The organism is Pseudomonas sp. SWI44 (assembly GCF_002947915.1).
GTDB classification, from domain to species: Bacteria; Pseudomonadota; Gammaproteobacteria; order Pseudomonadales; family Pseudomonadaceae; genus Aquipseudomonas; species Aquipseudomonas taiwanensis.
Genome location: NZ_CP026674.1, coordinates 179,983 through 205,091 on the forward strand (window position 1 = coordinate 179,983; position 25,109 = coordinate 205,091).

27 protein-coding genes are annotated in these 25,109 nt (G+C 63.8%); 15 read left to right on the top strand and 12 right to left on the bottom strand.

The genetic code is table 11. The features are described from left to right. The first annotated feature begins 40 nt into the window (after nucleotides 1-40). The 3 genes from C4Q26_RS00835 to C4Q26_RS00845 all read left to right on the top strand — a co-directional run bounded on the left by C4Q26_RS00835 (nucleotide 41) and on the right by C4Q26_RS00845 (nucleotide 3,557). Nucleotides 41-1,009 (top strand): XdhC family protein, encoded by a 969-nt coding sequence (locus C4Q26_RS00835; protein WP_023380098.1) that lies wholly within the window; start codon nucleotides 41-43, stop codon nucleotides 1,007-1,009. Between the two features lie 160 nt (nucleotides 1,010-1,169). Next, the gene (locus C4Q26_RS00840) at nucleotides 1,170-2,282 is read left to right on the top strand and encodes an alkene reductase (protein WP_027907004.1); all 1,113 of its coding nucleotides are present in this window, start codon (nucleotides 1,170-1,172) and stop codon (nucleotides 2,280-2,282) included. 84 nt (nucleotides 2,283-2,366) lie between these two features. Further along, the gene (locus C4Q26_RS00845; protein WP_104882568.1) at nucleotides 2,367-3,557 is read left to right on the top strand and encodes a YbfB/YjiJ family MFS transporter; all 1,191 of its coding nucleotides are present in this window, start codon (nucleotides 2,367-2,369) and stop codon (nucleotides 3,555-3,557) included. A gap of 33 nt (nucleotides 3,558-3,590) precedes the next feature. Here C4Q26_RS00845 and C4Q26_RS00850 read toward each other — a convergent pair whose 3' ends face one another. Genes C4Q26_RS00850 through C4Q26_RS00860 form a run of 3 tightly spaced genes read right to left on the bottom strand, consistent with a single transcriptional unit; the run spans nucleotide 3,591 to nucleotide 9,695 of the window. Next, nucleotides 3,591-7,265 (bottom strand): translocation/assembly module TamB domain-containing protein, encoded by a 3,675-nt coding sequence (locus C4Q26_RS00850; RefSeq protein WP_104882569.1) that lies wholly within the window; start codon nucleotides 7,263-7,265, stop codon nucleotides 3,591-3,593. Then, nucleotides 7,262-9,004, bottom strand: a complete 1,743-nt coding sequence (locus C4Q26_RS00855; RefSeq protein WP_027907006.1) for an autotransporter assembly complex family protein — start codon at nucleotides 9,002-9,004, stop codon at nucleotides 7,262-7,264. The genes C4Q26_RS00850 and C4Q26_RS00855 overlap by 4 nt, the downstream gene beginning before the upstream one ends. Before the next feature lie 40 nt (nucleotides 9,005-9,044). Continuing rightward, complete coding sequence (locus C4Q26_RS00860) at nucleotides 9,045-9,695, bottom strand: N-acetyltransferase (protein WP_023380093.1); 651 nt, start codon at nucleotides 9,693-9,695, stop codon at nucleotides 9,045-9,047. A 162-nt stretch (nucleotides 9,696-9,857) separates the two neighbouring features. Between C4Q26_RS00860 and xthA the strand changes: the two genes are divergently transcribed. Next, nucleotides 9,858-10,670 (top strand): exodeoxyribonuclease III, encoded by an 813-nt coding sequence (gene xthA / locus C4Q26_RS00865; RefSeq protein ID WP_023380092.1) that lies wholly within the window; start codon nucleotides 9,858-9,860, stop codon nucleotides 10,668-10,670. A gap of 76 nt (nucleotides 10,671-10,746) precedes the next feature. On the opposite strand, the gene C4Q26_RS00870 is transcribed toward xthA, so the two are convergent. Both C4Q26_RS00870 and C4Q26_RS00875 read right to left on the bottom strand, forming a co-directional pair. Then, nucleotides 10,747-11,499 carry an anti-sigma factor gene (locus tag C4Q26_RS00870; RefSeq protein ID WP_023380090.1) on the bottom strand — a complete coding sequence of 251 codons (753 nt, stop codon included), beginning with the start codon at nucleotides 11,497-11,499 and terminating at the stop codon, nucleotides 10,747-10,749. After that, entirely contained in the window at nucleotides 11,496-12,017 is a 522-nt protein-coding gene (locus C4Q26_RS00875) for a sigma-70 family RNA polymerase sigma factor (protein WP_023380089.1), read from the bottom strand. The genes C4Q26_RS00870 and C4Q26_RS00875 overlap by 4 nt, the downstream gene beginning before the upstream one ends. 124 nt (nucleotides 12,018-12,141) lie before the next feature. On the opposite strand from C4Q26_RS00875, the gene C4Q26_RS00880 reads away from it, so the two are divergent. The 5 genes from C4Q26_RS00880 to C4Q26_RS00900 all read left to right on the top strand — a co-directional run bounded on the left by C4Q26_RS00880 (nucleotide 12,142) and on the right by C4Q26_RS00900 (nucleotide 15,945). Next, a complete protein-coding gene (locus C4Q26_RS00880) occupies nucleotides 12,142-13,194 on the top strand; it encodes a catalase family peroxidase (protein WP_027907008.1) in 1,053 nt (350 codons plus the stop codon). Continuing rightward, the gene (locus C4Q26_RS00885) at nucleotides 13,191-13,724 is read left to right on the top strand and encodes a cytochrome b (protein ID WP_023380087.1); all 534 of its coding nucleotides are present in this window, start codon (nucleotides 13,191-13,193) and stop codon (nucleotides 13,722-13,724) included. The genes C4Q26_RS00880 and C4Q26_RS00885 overlap by 4 nt, the downstream gene beginning before the upstream one ends. 85 nt (nucleotides 13,725-13,809) lie before the next feature. Further along, nucleotides 13,810-15,015, top strand: a complete 1,206-nt coding sequence (locus C4Q26_RS00890) for an MFS transporter (RefSeq protein ID WP_104882570.1) — start codon at nucleotides 13,810-13,812, stop codon at nucleotides 15,013-15,015. Nucleotides 15,016-15,094: 79 nt separating this feature from the next. Next, nucleotides 15,095-15,640: a cupin domain-containing protein gene (locus C4Q26_RS00895; RefSeq protein WP_023380085.1), complete on the top strand. Its 546-nt coding sequence runs from the start codon at nucleotides 15,095-15,097 to the stop codon at nucleotides 15,638-15,640. 2 nt (nucleotides 15,641-15,642) lie between these two features. Then, on the top strand, nucleotides 15,643-15,945 hold the full coding sequence (locus tag C4Q26_RS00900) for a hypothetical protein (protein WP_252189434.1): 303 nt from the start codon (nucleotides 15,643-15,645) through the stop codon (nucleotides 15,943-15,945). On the opposite strand, the gene C4Q26_RS00905 is transcribed toward C4Q26_RS00900, so the two are convergent. Both C4Q26_RS00905 and C4Q26_RS00910 read right to left on the bottom strand, forming a co-directional pair. Continuing rightward, nucleotides 15,942-16,532 carry a 2-hydroxychromene-2-carboxylate isomerase gene (locus C4Q26_RS00905; RefSeq protein ID WP_023380083.1) on the bottom strand — a complete coding sequence of 197 codons (591 nt, stop codon included), beginning with the start codon at nucleotides 16,530-16,532 and terminating at the stop codon, nucleotides 15,942-15,944. The genes C4Q26_RS00900 and C4Q26_RS00905 overlap by 4 nt on opposite strands. A 26-nt stretch (nucleotides 16,533-16,558) precedes the next feature. Beyond that, nucleotides 16,559-17,290, bottom strand: coding sequence for an SDR family oxidoreductase (locus C4Q26_RS00910; protein ID WP_104882571.1), 732 nt, complete (start codon nucleotides 17,288-17,290; stop codon nucleotides 16,559-16,561). A gap of 91 nt (nucleotides 17,291-17,381) precedes the next feature. Here C4Q26_RS00910 and C4Q26_RS00915 point away from each other — a divergent pair, with 91 nt between their 5' ends. Then, the gene (locus C4Q26_RS00915; RefSeq protein WP_104882572.1) at nucleotides 17,382-17,945 is read left to right on the top strand and encodes a TetR/AcrR family transcriptional regulator; all 564 of its coding nucleotides are present in this window, start codon (nucleotides 17,382-17,384) and stop codon (nucleotides 17,943-17,945) included. Continuing rightward, nucleotides 17,932-18,525 (top strand): DUF4157 domain-containing protein, encoded by a 594-nt coding sequence (locus C4Q26_RS00920; RefSeq protein WP_027907012.1) that lies wholly within the window; start codon nucleotides 17,932-17,934, stop codon nucleotides 18,523-18,525. The genes C4Q26_RS00915 and C4Q26_RS00920 overlap by 14 nt, the downstream gene beginning before the upstream one ends. Here C4Q26_RS00920 and C4Q26_RS00925 read toward each other — a convergent pair. Continuing rightward, a complete protein-coding gene (locus tag C4Q26_RS00925) occupies nucleotides 18,522-19,511 on the bottom strand; it encodes a bile acid:sodium symporter family protein (RefSeq protein WP_104882573.1) in 990 nt (329 codons plus the stop codon). The two genes, C4Q26_RS00920 and C4Q26_RS00925, sit on opposite strands and share 4 nt — an antisense overlap. 121 nt (nucleotides 19,512-19,632) lie before the next feature. Here C4Q26_RS00925 and ampC point away from each other — a divergent pair, with 121 nt between their 5' ends. The 3 genes from ampC to C4Q26_RS00940 all read left to right on the top strand — a co-directional run bounded on the left by ampC (nucleotide 19,633) and on the right by C4Q26_RS00940 (nucleotide 21,939). Then, nucleotides 19,633-20,781 carry a class C beta-lactamase gene (gene ampC / locus C4Q26_RS00930; RefSeq protein ID WP_104882574.1) on the top strand — a complete coding sequence of 383 codons (1,149 nt, stop codon included), beginning with the start codon at nucleotides 19,633-19,635 and terminating at the stop codon, nucleotides 20,779-20,781. A 313-nt stretch (nucleotides 20,782-21,094) separates the two neighbouring features. Next, nucleotides 21,095-21,427: a hypothetical protein gene (locus C4Q26_RS00935; RefSeq protein ID WP_023380072.1), complete on the top strand. Its 333-nt coding sequence runs from the start codon at nucleotides 21,095-21,097 to the stop codon at nucleotides 21,425-21,427. An 89-nt stretch (nucleotides 21,428-21,516) separates the two neighbouring features. After that, nucleotides 21,517-21,939 (top strand): group II truncated hemoglobin, encoded by a 423-nt coding sequence (locus C4Q26_RS00940; protein WP_023380070.1) that lies wholly within the window; start codon nucleotides 21,517-21,519, stop codon nucleotides 21,937-21,939. Here C4Q26_RS00940 and C4Q26_RS00945 read toward each other — a convergent pair. From C4Q26_RS00945 to C4Q26_RS00960, 4 genes are all read right to left on the bottom strand, one after another. After that, the gene (locus C4Q26_RS00945) at nucleotides 21,930-22,232 is read right to left on the bottom strand and encodes a hypothetical protein (protein WP_023380069.1); all 303 of its coding nucleotides are present in this window, start codon (nucleotides 22,230-22,232) and stop codon (nucleotides 21,930-21,932) included. The two genes, C4Q26_RS00940 and C4Q26_RS00945, sit on opposite strands and share 10 nt — an antisense overlap. 143 nt (nucleotides 22,233-22,375) lie before the next feature. Further along, on the bottom strand, nucleotides 22,376-22,564 hold the full coding sequence (locus C4Q26_RS00950; protein WP_023380068.1) for a hypothetical protein: 189 nt from the start codon (nucleotides 22,562-22,564) through the stop codon (nucleotides 22,376-22,378). A 142-nt stretch (nucleotides 22,565-22,706) separates the two neighbouring features. Further along, nucleotides 22,707-23,027, bottom strand: coding sequence for a YbjQ family protein (locus tag C4Q26_RS00955; protein WP_023380067.1), 321 nt, complete (start codon nucleotides 23,025-23,027; stop codon nucleotides 22,707-22,709). Between the two features lie 101 nt (nucleotides 23,028-23,128). After that, complete coding sequence (locus C4Q26_RS00960) at nucleotides 23,129-24,016, bottom strand: EamA family transporter (RefSeq protein WP_023380066.1); 888 nt, start codon at nucleotides 24,014-24,016, stop codon at nucleotides 23,129-23,131. A 233-nt stretch (nucleotides 24,017-24,249) separates the two neighbouring features. On the opposite strand from C4Q26_RS00960, the gene yghU reads away from it, so the two are divergent. Then, nucleotides 24,250-25,089, top strand: a complete 840-nt coding sequence (yghU, locus tag C4Q26_RS00965; protein ID WP_023380065.1) for a glutathione-dependent disulfide-bond oxidoreductase — start codon at nucleotides 24,250-24,252, stop codon at nucleotides 25,087-25,089. Nucleotides 25,090-25,109: the final 20 nt, after the last annotated feature.

Genomic DNA, 25,109 nt, shown 5'->3' on the forward strand with positions numbered 1-25,109 from the left:
CCGGTGGCACTCGCGCCAGCGTTTACAGAGGTTACGGTAGATGCAACATCTTGATGTGACGGTTCTCGAACAGGCCCTGGCCTGGGCTGACGAGGGGAAAAGTGTGTGGCTTTGCACTGTGCTCAGCACCTTCGGCTCGGCCCCGCGGTCGCCTGGCGCCATGCTGGTGGCCCTGCGATCCGGAGCACACAGCGGCTCATTGTCGGGCGGCTGCGTCGAAGAGGAATTTCTTGAAGCACTCGGCCGTGGCGAGCATGCCGCACCGGCGCAGGTCATCCGTTACGGCGGTACGGCCCAAGAGCGAAGTCGCCTGCAGTTGCCGTGTGGTGGCAGCCTGGACGTGCTGGTCGAGCACAGGCACCCGTGTGCGCAATGGCGTGACCACCTCAGGCAATTGCTCGAGGCTCTGCGCGGGCAGCATCGACTGACGCGCACGCTCGACCTGGAAAGCGGCCTCTTCAGCGTGAAAAGCCCTGTCGCGGGTGCAGATCCGGTGGTGCGTCTTGGCAGCCGCCTGGAGATCAACCTCGGGCCTGCGCTTCGCTTGTTGCTCGCCGGTCTGTCGCCGGTCGCCCAGGCATGCGGGCAGTTCGCCCGCGCACTGGGCTTCGAGGTGATCGCCTGCGATCCGCGCGAAGAAGCCGCGGCGATGCCGATCGAGGGTGTGAAGCTGATTTCCATGTTGCCCTCGATGTACATCGCCAACGGCGGTTGTCACGCGGCAACCGCAGTGGTGGCATTGACCCACGACCCCAAGATCGATGACTTGGCCTTGATGGAGGCGGTACACACGCCTGCCTTCTACATCGGTGCGATGGGCTCGCGCCGGACTTCGGAAAAACGCGCGCAGCGGTTGCAGCGAATCGGCGGACTGTCGCCCGCGCAAGTGGACCGTCTACATATGCCCATCGGGTTGGACATCGGCTCCAGAACGCCAGCCGAAATCGCTTTGTCGGTAATGGCCGATGTGCTGCGTGTTTACCGGGGCAAAGCCCGAGCGGCTCTTTGAAGCTGCTTCCGTCGCAAGCTTTGCGAGTGGCGCAACGCACTTGCTCTGGTTGTGGTGATTATCAAATGCGGACCCGGGTCTTAACCTGACGTCATCAAACGACAGCGACATCGCTGCACCTTCGACCCCGTATCAACACTGACTTGAAAGGAACTGAGTGATGACCAGTAATCTGTTCAATCCTATTCGCGTGGGCGCTGTGGAACTTCCTCACCGTATCGCCATGGCACCCCTGACCCGATCGCGCGCAGGCCAACCAGGCGATGTGCCAACGCCCATGGCAGCGGAGTATTACGGCCAGCGTGCCAGTGCAGCGCTGATCATCACCGAAGCCACGCAGATCTCCCAGCAGGGCCAAGGCTACGCCTGGACCCCGGGTATCTACACCCGTGAACAGATCGAAGCCTGGAAACAGGTGAGCGATCAGGTGCATGAACGCGATGGCCGCATCTTTATGCAACTGTGGCACGTGGGACGTGTTTCGCACCCAAGCTTCCAGCCCGGCAACGGGCTACCGGTTGCTCCGAGCGCCATCGCAGCGCCCGGCAAGACCTTCATCGTCGACGAACAGGGCAATGGGGTCTGGGGTGATGTGCCGGTGCCGCGCGCGCTGGATACCGAGGAAATCGCCGGCATCATCGACGACTACCGCCATGCGGCGCTGAACGCCATCGAGGCCGGGATGGATGGTGTCGAGATTCACGCGGGCAATGGCTATCTGCTCGACCAGTTCATCAACAGCAACAGTAACGAACGCACCGATCCGTATGGCGGCTCCTATCGCAACCGGGCGCGCCTGCTGTTGGCCGTCGTCCAGGCAGTGGCGCAGGAAATCGGTGCAGATCGCGTCGGTGTGCGCCTGACCCCCATGGGACGGTTCATGGGGATGGGAGACGACACTCCTCTGGAAACGTTCACCTACATCGTGGAGTCGCTGAACCGGTATGGGCTGGCCTACCTGCATCTGGTCGAGCCTGCGGTCGTCGGCACCGTCAAGGACGAGAACTTCGACCCCCGCTGGGACGAGATCATCCTCACGCTGCGGGATACCTGGAAAGGCGTACTGGTAATCGCGGGCGGATACGACGCTGCTTCTGCCGAGAAAGCGATCCGTGATGGCCGTGCGGACGTGGTGGCTTTCGGCAGGCCGTTTCTGGCCAACCCGGACTTACCACGCCGAATCCGCGAGGGCCTGCCGCTCAATACCCCCGACCCCGCGACCTTCTTCGGCGGCAACGAACGGGGCTACATCGACTATCCGACTCACCCGTAACGGGCGTTGCTGGCTGATGCAACGCGCCAGTCAAATTCATCACGCTGTGTCACTTTCACGCCGCCAGCGGCGCAAGGGGAAGTCATGACTGCATCAACACCGCGTGCCCCATGGCTACCGATTTGGGCGGGTCTTTGTGCCAGCCTCGTCGGTATCGGCCTGGCGCGTTTCGCCTATACCCCACTCATCCCGGCCCTCATCGAGGCCCATTGGTTTGCCAGCTCTGCAGTCGTTTTCCTGGGCGCTGCGAACCTCGCAGGCTACCTCATCGGTGCCTTGATCAGCCGACCGATCGCGACCAGATGGTCAAGTGCAAGCGTGCTCCGGTTCATGATGGTCCTGGTCAGCCTGGCATTTCTAGGCTGTGCCTGGCCCCTGTCGGTGAGCTGGTTCTTCTTCTGGCGGCTGCTATCGGGCGTCGCCGGGGGCGCGATCATGGTGCTGGCCGCAACGGCCATCCTCCCCCATGTCGCCACCCACCGCAGGGGGCTGGCAAGTGGTGCGATCTTCCTTGGAATCGGACTGGGAATCGCAGGTGCCGCCAGCCTGGTACCCTGGTTGCTGGACAAAGGCCTGCAACAAACCTGGCTCGGTCTTGCGGCGTTGTCGCTGCTGCTGACGATCAGCAGCTGGGCGGGATGGCCAGCAGACCCTCCGCATCATCCGCCGACACCGACGCCGGCAAAGCCTGCAACGTCGGCGGCAGTGCTGGTCTTGTTCGGCCAGTACGCGCTGATGGCCACCGCGTTGGTCGCGCCCATGATGTTCCTGGTGGACTACATCAGCCGCGGCCTTGGTGCCGGCACCCATGCCGGTGCGCTGATATGGGGACTGTATGGTCTGGGCGCTATCGCGGGCCCCGTACTGTATGGGCTGCTGGCCGACCACTTGGGCGCACGGGCGGGCATTCGGATCGTGCTCTTCGCACAGTTGGTCGCAATGGGTGCATTGATTGAAAGCCATGACCTGCGACTGCTTGGCGCGGCAGCATTGCTGATCGGCTCTTTCCCGCCTGGCATTGTCCCGCTGGCACTTGCCAGGGTGCACAGCCTGGTCGAGGGGCATACATGGCAGAATGCGACCTGGAGCCGCGCCACGGTTTCGTTCGCGAGTTTCCAGGCAATCGCCGGATACGGATATTCAGCCCTGTTCGCGAGCAGCGATGGCCACTACGGCGTGCTGTTCAGCGTCGCGGCTGCTGCACTGGTCCTGGCGCTGCTGCTGGAGCTGATTCTAAAAAGCGAATCCCGAACAGCCGCCGTCCAGGCCATTTAAGAACAAAGCCCGCGTGCGCGGGCTTTGCTGCACTTAAAAGTCCCGCTTGTAGAAGATGTCCAGCGAGCTTGCCAGCCCGCTGGCCGCTTCGAGATAGACCTTCTTGCTCAGCTTGTAGCGCAACGCGATGGTGTTGGCTGGCTCGAACACCCCTACCCCATAACGCAGGCTCAGTCGCTCGGTCAGGTTACCACTGGCCACGACGCTGGTGGCGTTGCCCGACCCCTCGGTATCGAGTTGGAAATCGTCAATGCCAAGGCTCGATGCCAGGCTGCCGGTGATCCCGGCGCTGCCTGCCAGCCCAAGGCCCAGGGCAGCCTCGGCCAACATGTTACTGTCCTCGCCCGAGGCGCCCAACGGGCGGCCCAGCACCAGATAGGACAACGCTTGTTCCTGGCTCATCGCCGGTTCCGAGAACACCTGGGTGGTCGGTTGCTCGGCGCTGCCACTGAGGCGGATACCGGCAATCACATCGTCGACTTTGCGGATCGCCTCGATGTCCAGGTACGGCTGGTCGATGGGCCCTGCGAACAGCAAGCGCGCACGACGAATGGTCAGGCGCTGGCCATAGGCACGGTAACGGCCATCGGCCAGGCTCAGTTCGCCACGGGTGTCCAGGTTATCGCCGATGTGTACATGCCCCAACAGGTTGGCGGAGAGGCCGAAGCCGCTGAACGAGAGCTTGTCGCGTCCCACTTCTACGTCGATGTCCATGGCCACGGCCATGGGCGCCTTGCCCTCTTCGGTCTGGTGGCCGACGATGACGGTGTCGTCCGACACCTTCACCGTCGACGGTGGCAGCTCGCGCACGGTGATGTTGCCCTTGGGCACCAACACTTTGCCAGTGACCGACAGTTTGTCGTCGACCAGGCGCAGACTGAGGTCTGGCGCGACTTCCAGTTCTGCATACGGCTCGACCGTGACAGGCAATTGCTGACCCTGTAGGCGCACGTCCATGCCCAGGGCCTGGCCCCAGGTCAGGTGCCCGGAAAGTTGCCCGCGACCCGCCGCCCCGCTGCGCCAGTCGCCATTGAGTTGCACCCGTTCACCGGCGATCTGCGCTTGCAACGACAAGCCCTGCAAACTCACCGGCAGCTCGGCTCCGCTCACCTCGCCCCCGCTGAGCACCACGTCGCCATTGACCTGCGGTGCCAACAGGGTGCCGGAGAGCCGGCCACTGCCGTTCAACTGCCCGGCCAGCCGCTCGACCATGGGCACGAACGGTCGGGCGACCGAGAGGTCCAGGCCCGCCAGGCGGAAGTCACCCGACAGCGGTTTGTCCTTGCCCAACGGATCGAGGCGCGTGGTGACGTTGAGCTCGCCCAGTCGCTCGCCACGAAAATCCAGGCGGGTGTCGACCCGTCGCGGCGCCAGGGTGCTGTCCAGCCGCAGGGCCTGGTACGGGAAGTCGATCCAACGGCCGTTGTCGCGTACACGCAGGGTGCCGCCACTGGCGTCGATAACGATCTTGCCCTTGGGGCCGCTGGCGGGAACATCCAGATTGACGTCGGCATTGAGCAGCCCCTGCCAGGCAAAGTCCTTGGGCAACCACTGGGCCAGGCTCTCCAGCGGGAACTGCTTGAGGTGGTAACGCAGGCGCGGCTCAGGTGCCAGGCGCTGGTCGTCACCGCACAGGCTGGCCTGGCCGGAACGCCAGCAATGGGCGCCAAAGTCCAGTTGGCCGCTGGCCAGACGCTGCAAACGTGCCGGCCCTTGCAGTTGCCAATCCTGACCACCGGCCTGGATCCGTCCGCTGGCCAGTCGGCCGCGCCAGTCGCCCTTGTTCAACTGGCCATCCAGACCCAAGTCGAGTTTCAGCTGCGGGCCATCCAAAGCCAGGGTCAGTGCCTGCTGCCGGATGTCGCCCTTGCCATTGGCCTGGAGCGTGCCGAGGGATGTTTCGCCCAGACGAATACCGCTGGCCTTGAGCTCGATCAGGCCGCGCTGGGCGTTATCCAGACGAGCATCCAGGTCCAGGCGCTGGATCCGGTTCTCGGCCTGGACCAGTTGCTGACCCTGCAGGTCCAGCGTGCCTTGGGGCGCCTTGAGTGTTCCGCTGATGTCCAGCCGGCCTTTGGCCTGCCCTTGCAGCCTTGGCCAAAGCTGGCCCAGGCGCGGCAGGTCAAGGTCCACCCGCCCGGCCAGGCGCTGCTGCATACTGCCGCTGCCGGTGATGCGGTTGTCCCCCAGCTGCACGGCCAAGGCGCCCAATGTCCAGCTCTGGGCAGCGCCCTGGGCCTCTACCTTGAGCACCGCCGGCTGACCACGCAGGCGCCCCTTTAGATCCAACTGGGCATTGAGGGTGAGTTGCTCGCCTTTGAACTCACCCTTGCTGCGCAACGGCCCCGCCAGGGTACCGGGTAGCTCGGCGAGCCAGTAAGCGGGATCGAGCGCCGACAGCTGCAGGTCGACATCCCACGCCAGTGTGTCGGCGAAACGCACGGCAACATTGCCGCTCGCCTTGCCCTGGCCTGCCACCAGCGCCAGTTGCGGCAACCGAACCTGGCCCAGGTCGCCTTCGAACGGGCTGGCCAACGTGAAGGCACCTGCCGGGCCGTCGAGTTCACCCTTGAACGTACCTTGGTAACTGCCATCGCGGTAATGCACCTGGGCATCGAGGCGCTTGAGGCTGACTTCAGGCGGGGTTTCCAAGGGGTACAGGCGCAGCCAGGGGAAGTCCAGCCAATCCAATTGGGCATCGGCCTGCAGGGCGTTCTGCCAATCGGCGGTGGCACTTAGCTTCAACCGCTGGGTTTCACTGGCGCTCAGGTCCAAAGCATCGAGTCTTGCCCCCTTGGCATCCACACGCCCCGCCAGCACCAGCGACACGGGGGCTTGTTCGGCAGGCAAACTGGCCGAGCCAGTCAGCTGATAACCCTTTAGCAAGTCACCCTCGGCGTCCAGCTTGAGCTGGTTGAGTTGCACGGTGTCCGGAAGCGCAGCTGCGGGCTTGAACGCTTCGGAACGGACGTGCAGCTTGGCCGGCAGGTGCTCGGCAAGGGCCTGCAGCTCACCGGTCAACCGGGCATTGAGATAACCGGTGCTGCTCGCATCCAGTTCGAGGGTTCGCTGCAAATCCCCCTTGGCGGTCACGGCCAGTTGCCAGGCCTGACCTTCCACGGCTGGCAGCTGTAGCTGGCCATCGAGTTGCAGCGGCCAATCGCCTTCGGGCAAGAGATTACCCTGCAACGCCAGGTGCAGATCGTCCCGATGCACTTGCAGGCGGTCGATGCGAAGCCCAGTGGTCGTCCAGTGCGCCGCCAGTTGCAGGTCGCCCAACAGATCATTGCCGTCGAGTCGCAACTGCCCGACCTCGACCGTACCCACTTCGATCCCGATCGGCAGGCGCAACACCGGCAGCTGCACAGGGCTGGTGTCAGCAGGCGCGTAGCTGGGCGCAAAGGCCATGTCGACCCGCTGGGCCTTGAGCCGGTCGATGCACAAGGTGGCACGCAACAGGCAAGCAGGCGACCAGGACAGCACCGGCTCCTGGAGCTCGACACGGTTACCGCCATCTGCCCAGACAATCTGACGGGCCTGCCAACTGCCACCCAGGCGCCCCTGGAACTCAGTGACTTCGAGCCCAGGCACCTGACCCAGCAGCCAGCGCCCGACAGCTTCGCTAGCCAGTATCGCGCCGAGCGCCAAGGCCACTAATAGCACGATGGCCAGCAGGCTCAGCCCAAGGGTTCTCAACACACGCATCACAGCTCAGGCCCCATGGAAAAGTGCAGGCGGAAACCGCCATCGTCATCGAGCGCCCTGGCCAGGTCCAGACGCAGCGGCCCGACCGGCGATACCCAACGCACACCGATGCCGACCCCGGTCTTGAGGCTGGGCAGTTCAAGCGTATTGAACGCGTTGCCTTGGTCGACGAAGGTCGCAACGCGCCACTTCTCGGCCAACGAATACTGGTACTCGGCGCTGGCGGCCACCAGGTAGCGCCCCCCGATCCGGTCGCCGTCGCTGTTCTTCGGCGACAAGCTCTGGTAGTCGTAGCCGCGCACGCTCTGGTCGCCACCGGCGAAGAAACGGAGTGACGGCGGAATGTTGTTCTTGTAACCATTGGTGGCACTGCCGCCGAACTGCACACGGCCCAGGAAACGGTGGTTGTGGCCAAGCGTCGTCAGGCCTTTCAACAGGACATTGCCATGCAGCAGGTTGGTGTCCGAAACCAGCCCCTCCTTGGCCGCCTGAACATCGAACTGCAGGCGGTAGCCGCTGTGCGGGTCGATGCGGTTGTCGCTGCGCAGATACGAAAAACTCACGCCTGGCATCAGCAGGTTGCTAAGGCCCGAGTCGTCGCCCAGGCGGTACTCCTCGCGCTGGTACTTGAGCGAGATGACCCGCTGCCAACCACTGGGCAGCTTGCTGTGCCATTCCGGGCCGACGGTCAACAGCTTGCTGAGGGTGTCGGTTCCGGCGAGCTCTTCGTTCTGATAGCCACCGGCGAACCGCAGTTTGTCGGTCAGCGGAGGGTCCAGGGGAATGTCGTACCAAAGGCCGACGTTCTGCCGCGGGGCCGATAGTTCGGTTTCCCAGCCGTAGCTGTGCCCTTGTGGGTTGACCCAGTGGCGGGTCCAGTTGGCCTTGCCACGCGGACCAACGTCGGTCGAGAAACCCAGGCCCAGGCCCATGGTGCGCGGTTTGCGGGTTTGCAGATGGACGTCCACCGGGATGTCTTCGCCCACGGCGGCAGTGGGCGCCGCGTCGACCCGCACGCCTTCGAAGTAGCCGCTGGACTGCAAGTCGTTGTTGAGCTCGGCCACCAGTTCCGAATCGTAGGGGGTGCCAGGCTTGAACGAAACCATGCGTTGCAGCAGTTCTTCATCCAGTGGCGTGTCGCCACCGAACGTGACCGCGCCCAGGCGGTAGCGTGGGCCGCTCTGGTACACCAGCTCGATGTCGGCCACCCCGGCCTGGGGGTCCACTGCCAGACGCTGGCGAGTGAACCGACCGCTGAAGAATCCATAGCGCGAGGCCTGGTTCTGGATCAGCCGCTTGGCATCCTCGTAGTGGCCGTGGTTAAGCGGCTCGCCCGGACGCAGCGCACGACCGTCCGGTATGCGAAACGCCTTCATCTCACTGGCTGGCCCTTCGATGCGCACCGTCACGTTGCGCAGGCGCACCGGTTCGCCGGGTTCAATGCGGATGATCAATTGCGGGTGTTCGTCGGCCTTGGCTGCGGGCTTGACCTCAGTGTCGATCTGCGCCTGATAGTAGCCCAGTGCCTGCGCAGCCTTGCGCGCCTGCTCCTGCGCCCCGCGACTGAAGCGCAGCAGCGCTTCCTCGTCGCGGTCACCCAGATTACCGATATAGCCTTCGACATTGGCCTTGAGCGCTTTATTGGCCGGCTTGACCTTCACCAGCAACTCGCTCTGGCCCCATGCTGCGAAACTGGCGGCCCAGAAAATAAGGCCCCAGGTGAATCTTCCTGAATACGTCATGCGGCGCATGCTACCAGAGCCGGGCCCTCATGGGAGGCGTTCAGGCCTCCGTCATTCTTGATGACACAGGATTGGGATGAAAGAACACCCTTTCCCGGATTGGTCCTACAGCTACCTCGCCGATCTCTTCGTACCCCTGGCGTTGGTAGAACGCCAGATAATGCTCATTGCCCGTATCCAGCACCACCCCTTGGGTGTTTGGGTCTTCCGCGCACCAGTCGTGCACGGCCTGGAGCAATTGTTCACCGTAGTGCCGGCCCTGAAATTGCGGATGGACCCCCAGCAAAGGCAGCACATGCACCCTGGCGCCCGGCAGGCAACTGGCCAATGCGGCCTGGTATTCCATGTAGCGGCGCGTGCAGCGCAAGCCAGTGCCCAACATCATGCGCAGGCGCCAGGCCCAGCTGTCGGCCACCCCCAACCGTCGTTGCGGCGGCACGATCAGTGCCAAGGCGATCAGGCGGTCATCCAGCAAAAGGCCAATGGCGGGCAATTGCAAATAGAAGTGCTGGCGCACCCACTCACGCACCATCACCCGCAGGCGCCTTTCGTAGCCAGGCCGCTGGCCCTCGAACACATAGCCGAACGTCGGTTCGTGGCGATAGGCGTGGTACAGCAGCGAGCGCACCTCACGGCTATAGCCCTCATCGAGCATACAGACACGGGCCTTGGCTTCAGTGGTTTCGGGCATCGCGGGCGGTCCTCCTGGAAAGGTCATTCAGTGCCTTGGAGGTGCCTGGACGCACATCGTTCACCCCCTCCAGCACGTTAGCAGCGCCACCCCAAGGCTGCCACGCTGGTGGAGACGGCCGATGTCGGCTAGCATCCGGCCTTTTACCAGGATTGTCTTTCGATGAAGATCGTCTGTTTCAACATCAACGGCCTGCGTGCCCGCCCGCATCAGCTGGCGGCGCTGATCGAAAAGCACCAGCCGGACGTGATCGGCCTGCAGGAAACCAAGGTCAGCGACGATCAGTTCCCTCTGGCCGAGGTCCAGGCACTGGGCTACCACGTGCACTTCCATGGCCAGAAAGGCCACTACGGCGTCGCCCTGCTATCGCGCCAGGCGCCTCTTAGCCTGTTCAAAGGCTTTGCCACCGACGAAGAAGATGCCCAGCGCCGTTTCATCTGGGGCTCCTTCGCCGATGCCAACGGCACCCCGATCACTATCATGAACGGCTACTTCCCCCAAGGCGAAAGCCGCGACCACCCCACCAAGTTCCCGGCCAAACAGCGCTTCTACAGCGACTTGCAGGCCCTGCTCGAAGGGCAGTTCCACAATCACGAGCCGGTGCTGGTGATGGGCGACATGAACATCTCGCCCCAGGACTGCGATATCGGGATCGGCCCGGACAACGCCAAGCGCTGGCTGAAGACCGGCAAATGCAGCTTCCTGCCTGAAGAGCGGGAATGGATGGAGCGCCTGAAGGGCTGGGGCCTGGTGGACAGCTTCCGTCACTTGTATCCGGAAGTGAACGACCGCTTCAGCTGGTTCGACTACCGCAGCCGCGGCTTCGAGGACGAGCCCAAGCGCGGACTGCGCATCGACCTGATCATGGCCTCGCAAGCCCTGGTGCCGCGCCTGAAGGCCGCAGGGGTGGATTACGAGCTGCGTGGCATGGAAAAGCCCTCGGACCATGCGCCGATCTGGCTGGAATTGAGCTGAAACGAATCGCCGGCAAGCCAGCCTCTACGAAGTCGTCGTACGCTCCGTAGAGCCGGCTTGTCCGCGATCGGACCGACTACAGGCCCAAGCGCAGCGCCTCGCCAACACCGGCGCCGCGCACATCGTCCGCCGCACTGACCAGTGCGAAGTTGTACGCCCCATGGGACCAGTAGCGTGCCTCCAACCGCCCATCCGTGCGCTGCCCCTGCGGCATGCGCGCGAAGCGTTCGCCCGGCGAGCGCAGAAACAGACTGATGCGTTGCCCTTCACGGTCCTGGAATACCAGCAAAGCCGCCGGCCCCTGCTCGTTGCTGAGCAGTCGTGCCCCCACCGGCTTGAAGCCGTATCCCGCGAGGTCTGGCAACTGCCCTACCCGACTGAAATGCCGCTCCAGCCAGTCGCGCAACTGTGCCGGGTCGCTGGCCTGGATATCCAGCGCTTCGCTGGCAGCGAACAGGCGATGGGCCTGCACGGCATCGGCCATGGGCAGGCCAGCGTCCGCCAACGTGGCGTCCCGTGCCTGCCAGCCAACCAATCCACCCACTCCCACGGCCAGCAGCAACACCGCAGCCGACGCCCAGCGGCGCTGCCTGCGATGACGCAAGCGTTGCTGCAGCCTGCCCACATCCAACTGTGACGAGCCTGGCTGCTCGCCGAAACCTGCCAATGCCGCCCGCAAACGCCGGGCATCGCTTCGCCAGGCCTCGACCCTTTGCGCTTCCAACGGGTTGGCCGCCAACCAGGCTTGCACTTCGGCTCGCCGTGAGGGCTCCAGACGGTCATCGACGTAGGCATGCAGCTCATGTTCACTGGGAATAAGGCGCGTCATTTCAGTCTCCGCAAGGCCGGGGGCTGCGGGTTGCCCTCGGTCAGTTCACGCAACGCGGCACGGGCGCGCGACAGGCGCGACATCACGGTACCGATGGGAATCCCTAGGGCGTGGGCGGCCTCCTTGTAGCTCAGGCCCTCGACGCTGACCAGCAACAACAGGGCGCGCTGCTCGTCCGACAATCGCGCGAAGGCCTGCAAGTCCGCCTGGGCCAGGATGATGCGTTCGATATCGCCGCCAACCGGCTCTTCCTGCGCCTCGGCGCGCCCAAACCAGGACAGCCAACGCGCATGCAGGCGGTCACGGCGCTTGCCATCGAGAAACTGCCGATAAAGGATGGTGAACAGCCAGGCGCGCAGGCTGTCGGCGTCACGCTGCTGACTGCTGCGGCTGAGGGCACGCTCGACGGTCGCCTGGACCAGGTCGTCGGCGCTGCCAGACTCGCGCGTCAGCCAGATGGCAAAGCGGCGCAGACGCTGCAGCAGCTCGCGCCATTGGTGTTCGTCCAAATCATGCATGGAAGTCATCCGGCCCCTGGGATGGTCAGTGTAGAGGGCAGACGCCCGGCCACAAAATTTATTCCCTCGCAGGGAATAACCGCCTTCCTGCCCCGTCGTACCGGCACCTCAACTGCACCGGACGATGACCATGAACTCACCCTTGCACGGCCCCGCCAAGCACCTGCGGCTGGCCGCCATAGGCGCCATCATGCTGGCCATGGGCGCGGGTTTCGCCTATGCCGCTGGCTGGATCGGCGGCCCAACAGTGACCCCGCAGCGCATCATAGATACCTTCGAGGCCCAGGCTGGCCATTACCCCGGCTACCGCAAGAACCATGCGAAAGGCCTGTGTGTCAGCGGTTACTTCCAGGCCAGCGGCCAGGCGGCGACGCTGTCGACGGCGCGGGTGTTCAGCCAGGCGCGGGTACCGGTCATCGGCCGGTTCGCCATTGGGGGGGCCAATCCGTTCGCACCGGACACCGCGGTGCCCGTGCGCAGTCTGGCGCTGCAACTGAGTACCGATGACGGCCAGCTCTGGCGTACCGGTATGAACAACCCTCCCGTGCTGGCGGTGAGCACGCCGCAGGCGTTCTATGAACAGGTGCTGGCCAGCGCGCCTGACCCTGCCACCGGCAAGCCTGACCCGGCAAGGCTACAAGCATTCTTCGCCGCCCATCCGGAAAGCGCGGCGTTCCGCCAATGGGCCGCCAGCTATACCCCGAGCGACAGCTTCGCCAGCACCCAATACCACAGCATCAATGCCTTTCGCCTGATCGACGGCGATGGCAAGGCTCACCCGGTGCGCTGGCAATTGGAGCCACAGACCCACTTCGCCGCGCTCCCAGGCAAGGTCGATGACAAACAATTCCTGCAACATGACCTGCAACAACGCCTGGCCCAGGGCCCGTTGCGCTGGACCTTGCGCCTGGTGCTGGCCGAGGCCGGCGACGCCGTGGACGACCCGGCCCAGCCCTGGCCTGCGCAACGGCGCCGAGTGGACGCTGGCACCTTGGTGATCGAACGAGTGGACGCCCCTGAACAAGGTGCCTGCCGCGACCTGAACTTCGACCCGCTGATTCTCCCCCGTGGCATCGAACCTTCCGCCGACCCGATCCTCGCCGCCCGCTCGGCGGCCTATTCGGAGTCTTTCAATCGCCGCAGCCGCGAATCGCTCAGCACCGGAGCCCGCCCATGAAACCTGAAGCTTTCCACCCCCTGGCCCGCTCGCTGCACTGGCTGATGGCAGTGTTGATCCTGGCCATGCTGTTCATCGGCGTGAGCATGGTCGCCGACCTGTCAACCCGCCACCCGATGCTGGTCGAGCTGCACAAGGCCACCGGCCTGGCGCTGCTGGTACTGGTGCTGCTGCGTATCGGCGTGCGCCTGACCCGACCTCATCCGCCCCTGCCCGACGACTTGCCGACTGTGCAACGGTTCGCTGCCGGCGCCTCGCACCTGCTGCTCTATGCCCTGATGCTGGCCATGCCGCTGCTGGGCTGGGCAATGCTGTCGGCGGGCGGTTACCCTCGACCGCTGCAGCTACCGGCCATCGCCCCACACGACCTGCAACTGTACGCCGTACTGCGCCAAGCCCATGGCTGGGCCGGGTACCTGTTGTTCGCCACTGTCCTGCTGCACCTGGGTGCAGCGTTGATGCACGCACTGGTGCGCCGGGACGGCGTGTTGCGTAGCATGTGGCCAGGCCCCCTGCGCCGCGGCGAATGACAGCGTGCGGTCCAGGCCGGTTCGACAACCGATGAGTGCTCTTAATAAGATCGCCCTTTAACGCTGAAACTGCCTGGACTGCCCGATGACTGCTGCAAAGGATCCTGCCACCCTGGGTGTCACACGCACCCTCGACCTGCGCCCCCTGCTGCTGGCCAACATGGCCTGCACCATGTCGATGATGGCCTTCGTGGCCTTGATCGGGCCAATTGCCCGGCTGCTGGGGATGGCGACCTGGCAGGCCGGGGCAGCCGTGACCGTGGCCGGCGTGGTCTGGGTGCTGCTGGCACGCCCCTGGGGGCGCGCGGCCGACCGCCTCGGACGCCGACGCATCCTGCTGCTAGGCAGTGCGGGCTTTACCCTGGCCTACTGGTCATTGTGCCTGTTCGTCGAAGGCGCCTTGCGCTGGCTGCCAGACGCCACCTTGGCGTTCGTCGGTCTGATGCTGGCTCGCGGGCTGATCGGCGCGTTCTACGCGGCCCTGCCGGTGGCCGGCAATGCGCTGATCGCCGACCATGTCGAACCGCAACGTCGGGCCCGAGCCATAGCCTCCCTGGGCGCAGCCAATGCTGTGGGGCTGGTACTGGGCCCGGCGATTGCCGCGCTGTTGGCACGCCACAGTCTGAGCCTGCCGTTTCACATCATGTCCTTGCTACCGGCCACCGCGTTCATCGTGTTGCTGTTCAAGCTAAAGCCGCAACCGTTGGCCCACAGCCATGCGCCGAGCCCGGTGCGCCTGACCGACCCGCGCCTGCGCCGCCCCCTGCTGGTGGCCTTCAGCGCCATGCTCAGCGTCACCGTTTCGCAGATCATCGTCGGTTTCTTCGCCCTCGACCGTTTGCACCTGCCGCCGACCGAGGCAGCCCAGGCAGCCGGCATCGCCTTGACTACGGTCGGGGTGGCACTGATCCTGTCGCAGATCGCCCTGCGCCAGCTGGAATGGCCACCGCTGAAGATGATACGGGTTGGCGCCAGCGTCTCGGCGCTGGGCTTTGCCGGCGGCGCTCTGGCCACGAGCGCGCCCTGGCTCTGGGGTTGCTACTTCGTCGCCGCCGCGGGCATGGGCTTTGTGTTCCCGTCCTTTTCCGCGCTGGCCGCCAATGCCATGCACGCGTCGGAACAAGGCGCCACGGCCGGCTCCGTCGGCGCGGCGCAGGGGATGGGCGCGGTGATAGGGCCACTGGCTGGCACCTTGGTCTACGCGCTGGATCCACGCCTGCCATTCCTTGCGGTTGCCCTGTTGTTGCTGCTGGTCGGGCTGTGGCCAATGCCCCGCGACCAACGCACCTGACAAGCACTGCGCGCAAGGCTTCAGAGTGTGCTTTAATGCGTCGCCCATTATTTTTTACACCTCTGATTACAAGGCGGCTATGGACACGGGGACACGACTCAAACTGGTGCGTGAACGCAACAACCTCTCCCAACGGGAGCTGGCCCGTCGCAGCGGCCTGACCAACTCGACGATTTCGCAGATCGAGCAAAACCGCGTCAGCCCTTCGGTCAGTTCCCTGAAAAAACTGCTCGAGGGGATCCCGATGACCTTGGCGGAGTTCTTCAGCTTCGACGAGCCGGTGCGGGAAGAGCGCTTCGTGTTCCGCGCCAACGAGCAGCCTGACCTGGGCCGCAACGGCCTGCGCATGCTGCTGGTCGGTGCGAGCGTCGAAGCCCGCCAGATGCGTATGCTGCGCGAGCTGTATGCACCAGGCGCCGACTCCGGCGAGCCGATCGTTCATGCCGAGGGCGAAGAATGCGGGCTGGTCACCCGGGGCACGGTCGAATTGTGGGTCGATGGCCAGGTCAGCGTGCTCAACTCCGGCGATGGCTACTACATCCCCACTACCCTGCCGCACAGTTTCAAGAACATCGGTCCGGACGAGGCCGAAATCATCAGCGCCAACACGCCGGCCAACTTCTGACCGTGCCTGAACCCGGCCAGCGCTTGCACTCCCGGGCCGTTTACCAGTGCCTGCGCGAGACGGCCCTCGGCGTTCACTCGCTGCAGGTTCGCGCCCGTGATGGGCATGGGCTGGTCGAAGTGGACATCGACGGCTGGCAGCTGACCCTGGCCGTGGATGCCGAAGGCCTGGCCCATTGCGTGCGCTGCCAGTCCCCCGAGGGCCTGCAGGCCGATCTGGAAGACTGGCAACGCTACGGCAGCAACCCCACCGACCTGCTCAGTCTCTGGGAGCGTACCCAGCTCGAGAAACTGCTGGCTGGCTAGCGCAACGCCCCTTCGACGAAGTCCAGGCGATCCTGCCCGAAGAACATCTGCCCATCGACAAAGAACGTCGGCGCACCGAACACCCCACGCGCCACTGCTTCTTCGGTCACCTGCTTGAGCGTCGCCTTGACCTGTGGCTCGGCGGCCAAGGCCTGGAACGCGGCAGGGTCGAAACCTGCCTGGCGCAAGGTAACGTCCAGCACTGCAGCATCCCCCAGGTTCAACTGCTTCGCCCACAGGCCGGTGAACAGCACGTCGAGCAACGTTTCGAAGCGCTCGGGTGCCAGCAATTGCGTGCCGGTCAAGCCGCGCATCAGGCTCAGGGTGTTGATCGGAAAGCCCGGGGGCATGGCGAACGGCACGCCATAGCGCGCAGCGAAGCGCCCCAGGTCGGTGAACATGTAGCGCCCCTTGGCCGGGATCATGGCGGGTGAAGCATTACCGGTCGCCTGGAACACACCGCCCAGCAACAAGGGTCGGTAGCGAAGCTCGGCGCCGTGGCGGTCGCAGATACCCGCCACTTGGGTCCAGGCCAGATAGCTGGCCGGGCTGCCCAGATCGAAGAAAAACTCGACAGTCTTGCCCATTGAAAGCTCCTTGTTCGACATAGGGGTCACCAGCGCTCCATCCATGGTCGCAGATCCAGCTCGAAGGTCCAGGCGTCCCGTGGCTGGACATGCAGGAACCAGTAGCTGTCGGCGATATGTGCCGGGTCGAGGATACCGTCCTGGTCCTTGAGGGCGTAGCGCTCGGGGAAGCTGTCGCGAATGAAGGCGGTGTCGATGGCCCCATCGACCACCACATGGGCGACGTGAATGTTTCGCGGGCCCAGTTCACGGGCCATGCTCTGGGCCAACGCGCGCAAGGCATGCTTGGCCCCGGCGAAGGCGGCGAACCCGGCAGCGCCTCGGGTGCCAGCCGTGGCACCGGTGAAGAGGATCGTGCCGCGCTCGCGCATCACCATCCGCCGGGCAACCGCCTGTGCGGTCAGGAAGCCGGCGAAGCAGGCCATTTCCCAGATCTTGAAATACTTGCGGGGCGTTTCCTCGAGAATGCTGCACGGCACATTGGCGCCGATATTGAAGACAAACGCCTCGATCGGGCCAATGTCGCGCTCGATGGTCTCGATCAGCTGCGTCACCTCTTCTTCCTTGCGGGCATCGGAGCCAAAACCATGGGCCTGGCCGCCCGTAGCGCGGATCTCGTCCACCAGGGGTTGCAGCTTCTCGGCCTGGCGTCGTGTGACGCAGGCGGTGTACCCCTCGCGGGCGAAACGCTTGGCAATTTCCCCTCCGGTGGCATCGCCGGCACCGATCACCAGCACTACTTTTTGTTGTTCTGTCACGACCCGCCTCCATTAGTGAACGATCACTTAGTAAACGAACGCTATGTTATGATCGCCCCCATCGTCAAGTCAGGGCGCGAGGGGGTTTCGGATGCGCTATTCCACCGAACACAAGCAACAAACGCGAGAAAGACTGCTGGCCAGCAGCGGCGCGCTGGCCAAGCGTGGCGGCTTCTCCAGCACCGGCGTGGCCGGGCTGATGAAGGCCATTGGCCTGACCGGCGGCGCCTTCTACAACCACTTTCCATCCAAGGACGATTTGTTCACCGAAGTGGTCCGCCAGGAGTTGTGCAACAGCCCACTGGCCCGCCTGGCCAATCGAAGCACCAGCAAGGCACGCCTGGCACGCTGTCTTGAGCAATACCTGAGCCTGGCTCACCTGCACAATCCCGAGGGTGGTTGCCCGTTGCCCCCGCTAGGTGTTGAAATCGCTCGGGCCGAGCCACAGGTGCGCGAGGAAGCCGAGCATTGGCTGGTAGCCCTGCATGATGCGTGGAGCGAAACGCTGCAAGACCCGCAACTGGCCTGGGTGCTGATCAGCCAGTGCGTGGGCGCCCTGGTGGTCGGGCGCATGATGGTCAGCGAACACGTGCAAACCCAGGTGCTGGATGCCAACCGTACCTTCGTCGACAAGGCCTTGAATGAAGCTCTCTAGTCTTTTGCTTGGCCTTGTGCTGTCTGCCCCCGCATTCGCCGAACAAGCCTGCCCTCCTGGGCAATACCAGGTGTGCCTGATGGGATGCTTCTGCGCGCCGATCGACCCCGGCCAGGCCGGGCAGATTCTCAAGGACGTCGAGGTCGTCGCCTCCAGCAGCCTGGTGTTCGCCCTGCAGCAGGCCCGCGACGAAGCCACGGCCAGCGGCACACAGCCCATTCCGCTGCATATCCGGGTACAACTGGAACCCTGGTACGATTTCGCCGTGCTCGACGCCGCACGTTACCGGGTCGGCGACGAGCAACAGGTGAGCGCCGCCAATGCCCTGCTGCAGAACCCTGACGTGAATGCGGTCACGCTCATCGACACCATCATATTCCGCCACGCGACCGATGCCGAGGACAACGTGGCGCTGTGGGCGCATGAACTCAAGCACGTTCAGCAGTATCAGCAATTGGGCGTGGAAGAGTTCGCGCGGCGCTACACCCGAAATTACGAGGAGCTGGAAGCGCCGGCTTACAAGATCGAGGCTCAGGTGAATAAGACCCTGCGCCAGCGAGGCTCGGGTCAGGCGCGCTAGCCGTTGGTGACAACCTCACCCGCTTCATCGCGACTGGCGTAGCGCTGCGCCAGTACCGCGCAGACCATCAGTTGGATTTGGTGGAATAACATCAACGGTAAAATCATCGCCCCGATACCGCTGCCTACGAACAGCACCTGCGCCATGGGCACACCGGTGGCCAGGCTCTTCTTCGAACCTGCGAACAGAATGGTGATGCGATCCTCGAGGTTGAACTCCAGCACCTTGCCCAGCATATGGGTGCCCAGGAGCACCACGGCCAGCAGGATGGCGCACACCGCGAACAACCCTGCCAGGTGCTGCGAGGAAACGGTGTGCCACAAACCCGTGACCACGGCCTCGCTGAATGCGGTGTAGACCACCAGTAGAATCGAACCTTGGTCGACCAGCTTGAGCCAGCGTGCATTGCGCTTGACCCAGTTGCCGATCCAGCGGCGGGCAACCTGGCCGGCCAGGAACGGCACCAGCAACTGAAGAGTGATCTTCAGCACCGCGTCCAGGCCCGAACCGGTATCGCCACTGGCACCCAGCAACATCATCACCAGCAACGGCGTGAGAAAAATACCCAGCAGACTGGAAGCCGCCGCGCTGCAGATGGCTGCTGGCACGTTACCGCGGGCCAGCGAGGTAAAGGCGATGGCCGACTGCACCGTGGCCGGCAACGCGCACAAATACAGCACGCCCAGGTACAACTCGTTGCCCACCAGCGGCACGAACAACGGCTTGAAGGCCATCCCCAGCAAAGGAAACAGCACGAAGGTGCAGGAGAATACCAACAGGTGCAGACGCCAGTGGCCGGCACCGGCAATGATGGCCTCACGCGACAATTTGGCGCCATGCAGGAAGAACAGCAGGCCGATGGCCAGGTTGGTCAACCAGCCAAAGTACAACGCCCCATCACCCGAGCAGGGCAGCACGGTGGCAATGAACACCACACTGAGCAGCGCCAGGGTGAAATTGTCGAATAACATGCGCAAATACTTCATCACAGATTCCGTCTTGTTATTGTGCTGGGGCAGACGATAAGGTCTGGGCCTTTTTCCCGCTAACGCCGGAACCCCCGCCGGTATCGCTGAACGGACACTCCGTCGCACAGGACCCGCCCCCATGTCACGCTTTCTTCTTGCCACGCTGGCTACCGCTACTTCCCTCGCCTGGGTCCATGCCTCGGCCCACGCCGATGACACCCTGCAAGCACGGGTGACCCAGACCATCCGCCCGCTGATGCAGGCGTACGGGATCGCCGGCATGGCAGTGGGGGTCTACCACAAGGGCCAGGCGCATTACTTCAGCTTTGGCGTGGCCGACAAGGCAGCGGGCACACCGGTCAGCGCCGATACCCTGTTCGAGGTCGGTTCGCTGAGCAAGACCTACACGGCCACCCTCGCGGCCCTGGCCAGTGCCGAAGGCAAGCTGGACCTCGATGCGCCTGCCCGCCGCTACCAGCCCGCACTGGCCGGCACGTATCTGGGTGATGTCAGCGTGCTGGAGCTTGGTGCCTACAGCGCCGACTGCCTGCCCTTGCAGTTCCCCGACGATGTGCAGACGCCACGGCAGGTGCTGACGTTCTTCCGCCAGTGGAAACCGCACAGTGAGCGCGGCACTCAGCGCTGCTACTCGAACCCCAGCATTGGGCTGTTTGGCGATCTTGCAGCACGCGCCCAGCATCGGCCTTTCGACCCGTTGATGACCCAGGGGCTATTGCCGCGAATGGGTCTGGAGCACACCTATCTGAACGTCCCTCCCGAAGCGCGTAGCCTCTACGCCCAGGGTTATGACGCCCAGGACCAACCCGTTCGGGTCAACCCCGGCCCATATGCCGACCCGGCGTACGGCATCAAGACCAGCGCCACCGACCTGCTGCGTTACGTACGCCTGCACATGCAACCCTCCGCCTTGCCTCAACCCCTGCAGGAGGCCACCGCGATCACCCAGGCAGGTTACTTCCAGGTCGGCACAATGACTCAGGGCCTGGGCTGGGAGCGCTACCCCTACCCTGTCGACCTGCAGACCCTCGTCAATGGCAACAGCCCCAGGCTGATCCGCGAACCTCAGAGCACCCAACGCCTGAAGCCTGCCAGTCCCGCCTTGCGCAACGCCTGGTACAACAAGACCGGCTCCACCAATGGCTTTGGTGCCTACGCCGTATTCATTCCCTCCGAAGGCCAGGCCGTGGTGCTGCTAGCCAACCGCAACTACCCCAACGAGGCGCGGGTTCGGGCTGCATGGCAGATTCTGTCCGGCCTGTCGCATTGACCGGCGACACCCTTGAAAAGGCCCCGACAGGTGGATTGTCCGACAAGATGTAGTGAGAAAAAATATTCACTACAAAACGGTTGACGCCGTTCATCCGCCTTGGGCATGATGAGGCCGTCTCCCTGATCGGGAGCGGTGGCAAGGGTATTCCAGACGGCCTGCGCGGTAACGCAGGCCGTTCGTGGAGAGGGAACTGTCCAAAAGGCAGCGTGAGAAAGCCCCTGTTGCGATGCTGCTGTAGCAGCCGTGGTAGTGCGCTACACCGTGGTGGCGCCAACTGTGAAAATCACAATCAATAGGTAATGGGGGCTTTATGATGAACTTGAACAACAATCCCACGATCGACCAACTGTCCAAGCTGTTCGCCGCACGCAAGGACAGCCTCGACGATCACCTGCTGTGGGTCAGCCAGACCGGTGAGGTACGCCTCGACCGTCTGCCGCCAAACACCGTCGAAGATGAATTCGAAGCGCACCTGCCCAGCATGCGCGCACGCTTCAAGGTCTACCGCCGTGGCCAGGGCTACGTCGGCAAGAAGGCCGCCGCCGACACCGAGTTCGTAGGCCGCGTCCTGCAGACCCTGCAGGAGGAATGGCCCGCCGCCCGCGAGCGGCAGGCGATCAAGGTGATCGATTCGATCAACTGATCGAGCACGCCTCCTCATCAGCCCGGCCCGCAACGGCCGGGCTTTTTCATGCCTGTTAAACTGTCGGCCCCTGGACCTTGGAGCCCTTGATGAACACTCCCGCATTCGGCACCGGCGATGCCTCTTACCAGGCCGCAGGCGGTATCGATGGCCTGCGCCGCCTGGTCGATGACTTCTACCGCCTGATGGATGAAACACCGGCAGCCGCCAGCGTACGCCAGATGCACCCGGACGACCTGAGCGGCTCACGGGACAAACTGGCCTGTTTTCTCAGTGGTTGGTTGGGTGGCCCACGCCTGTACAGTGAACGCTACGGCTCGATCGCCATCCCATCGTTCCATGCGCAGTGGCCGATCGACGCACAGCACGCCAGCGTCTGGCTGACTTGCATGCGCGATGCCATTGCCCTGCAACGGTGGGACCCGGCGTTCTCCGACTACCTGCTACGTCAGTTGCACGTCCCTGCGCAACGCATCGTCCAGGCGTCTGAAGCCCGGCACGCTCAAGCTTGACGGCGTAGCACGGTGGTTGGCAGTGGCAGTGCACCTGTGGCCAGTGCTCGCGCGCGGTCCACACCCCACACCAGTGCGCGGGTCATGGTTTCGCCAGGCCGCGCTGGATAATACTCCTCAAGCAGCGCCTTGCCGTCCTGGGCATACAAGCCAAGGAACAGCTGCGTCGCACCCAGGCGCGACAGACGTACCTGAACATCGAGCGTGGTGCCATCGCTCAGCGCCTCGTCATGACAGCGGCTGTGCAGCTGGGCGTCAGCCCACTGCCAATAAGTCTCTTCCCTGATGCGCATGGAAAAACAATCCTCCTTTTCTGACATGCCGCGCAAGAAGACCACAAGCGCCGCGATCCGGCGAGCGCTACCCCTGGATACCATGAGCTGGATCAAGCAACCAAAACAAAAACCCCGCCGTTCGGCGGGGTCTTGGGTCAGCGTTACTTCTTCGCAGGTAGCCGGGGCGTGAAACGGCCCTTCTTGTAGCGCTGCAAATGCGCAGGCTTGAGCTGCTCTGACTCGTCCAGGGTCATGTTGGCAAAGCCCAGGCGAAACGACGACTGGCCGCACCATACCTGGCTGTTGATTGGGAATGCGTCGTTCGTGTCTTCGAAAAAGGACTCGCTCATGCCCCGTCTCCCTCAAGTGACGACCGCGTCGGCAGGTAGATGACATGCCCAGGAAAAACGCGGTCTGTTGAAGAAAGAGACTAGCCAGTCATTTGCAGACTGCCCGGGCAAAACATCCAAACCCGACCAGTGGCAAAAAGCCTTACCTCAACCGCACCGCCGTACCAGTGGCGAACACCACGACCATTCCGCCCTGCACCGAGGGCATGCTGATCTCGAAATCGACCCCCACCACTGCATCGGCTTGCAACTGCCGTGCCCGAGCCTTCAGTTCTTCGGTGGCCTGTTCGCGGGCCTCGCGCAATGCGCTTTCCAGGGTCTGCGAACGCCCCCCGAAGAAGTCCCGAAAGCGTGCGAAGAAATCGCGCACAAAGTTGATGCCCTGCACCGATTCAGAGCTGACTACCCCGAGGTACTCGGCAATCGGGCGGCCTTCGAGCTGGCTGGTGGTGGAAATGATCATGGGCGTGCTCCGTGGGCCTGGCAAAAGAGGCCCAGTCTAACAAAGCCCTCGCCCGCATTGCGGCGCTTGCCCGTTGCAACTGAACGCGGGTGTGTTTTCAGTTATTGCGCGCTGGCCGCCCTCAAGCGCTGCCCCAGCTTCGGCCCGAAGACATTGACCAGCAGCCCGGCCATCACCAGCAACGCGCCCCATCCCTGCACGGCGGTCAACCGTTCACCCAGCAACCACGCCGAGGAACTCAAGCCAATCACCGGAACCAGCAACGAGAACGGTGCCACCTTGCCCGCCGGGTAGCGCGACAGCAGCTTGCTCCAGAGGCTGTAGCCGAGCATGGTGGCGACAAAAGCCAGGTAAGCCAGGGCCAGAATCGAGCTCCAGCTGATGTTGGCCAATGCATGACCGATGCGCTCTGGCCCCTCCAGCCACCACGAAAGCGCCAGGAACGGCAATGGCGGAATCAACCCGCCCCAGATCACCAGCGCCACCAAGTCCACCGAGCCGAAGCGCCGGGTAATGATGTTACCCAGGCCCCACATGGCACCGCCGCACAATGTCAGCAGCAGCGCCACCATCGGCACGTGCCCGCTGTCCTCGCTGCCGATCAGCGCCAGGCCGCTCGCCGCCACCAGTAACCCGAGTACGCTGGCCAGGCGCAACCGCTCCCCCAGAAACAGCGCAGCGAAACCAAGGGTGAAGAACGCCTGGGATTGCAGCACCAGCGAAGCCAGCCCCGGTGGCATCCCGCTGTACATGGCCTGGAAGAGAAAAGCGAACTGGCCCAGGGAGATGGTCGCACCGTAGGCAATCAGCCAGCGCCAGGGCAGCTTCGGGCGCTTGACCAGCAATATGGCCGGAAACGCCACCAACACGAAGCGCAACGCCCCCAGCAACATCGGTGGCAGACCGTCGAGGCCAACCTTGATGACCACGAAGTTGACTCCCCACGCGATGATCACCACCAGGGCGATCAGCAGGTCCTTGAGCGGCATTGCGGCTTCCTTCTTCAGGCGTTCTAGACATATTTCGTTACAGCATAAAGGCATTTCTTCGGCAGGGACCAGCACAGTTGGCGGCCAGCCTTGCGCAACAGTGCCGCTGTTATGCTACCTGCCGCTGTCGAGGTTCAGGCCAGGGCGCCCTGTTTCGCATGCATCGGTTGCATTTGCCCTCGGCGCCCAACCCATGGCATAGATGCAAGTCTTTGCAGGTAGGAGATCCGCGCATGAGCAAGTCCCCTTACGTTCCGCCCAAGGTCTGGCGCAACGAGGCCGCTTCCGGCGGCCAGTTCGCCAGCATCAACCGCCCTGTCGCAGGCCCGACCCATGACAAGGACCTGCCGGTGGGCAAACACCCCCTTCAGCTTTACTCCCTGGCCACGCCCAACGGCGTCAAGGTCACCATCCTGCTCGAAGAATTGCTCGCCCTCGGCCACACCGGTGCCGAATACGACGCCTGGCTGATTCGCATCGGCGAAGGCGACCAGTTCTCCAGCGGCTTCGTGCAGGTCAACCCGAACTCGAAGATTCCCGCCCTGCTCGACCGCAGCGTCGAACCTGCGGTACGGGTGTTCGAGTCAGGCTCGATCCTGCTGTACCTGGCCGAAAAGTTTGGCGCTTTCCTGCCCAAGTCCCTTGCTGCCCGCACCGAAACCCTGAACTGGCTGTTCTGGCAGATGGGCGCGGCCCCCTACCTGGGCGGAGGGTTTGGCCACTTCTATGTGTATGCCCCGGAGAAATTCGAGTACGCCATCAACCGCTTCACCATGGAAGCCAAGCGCCAGCTCGACGTGCTGGACCGCCGCCTGGCCGAAAGCCGTTACCTGGGTGGCGATGAATACAGCATCGCCGATATCGCCGTATGGCCATGGTACGGCCAGCTGGTACGCGGCAACCTGTATGGCGCCGCAGAGTTCCTGGCGGTGGATGAGTACCCGAACGTTCAGCGCTGGGCCGAGCAGATCGCCGCACGCCCGGCGGTACAACGCGGCACACGGGTGAACCGCACCTGGGGCGACGAAGCCAGCCAGGTGGCGGAACGGCATTCGGCGACAGACCTGGCCTGAGTGCACCGGGCCGCTTGGCG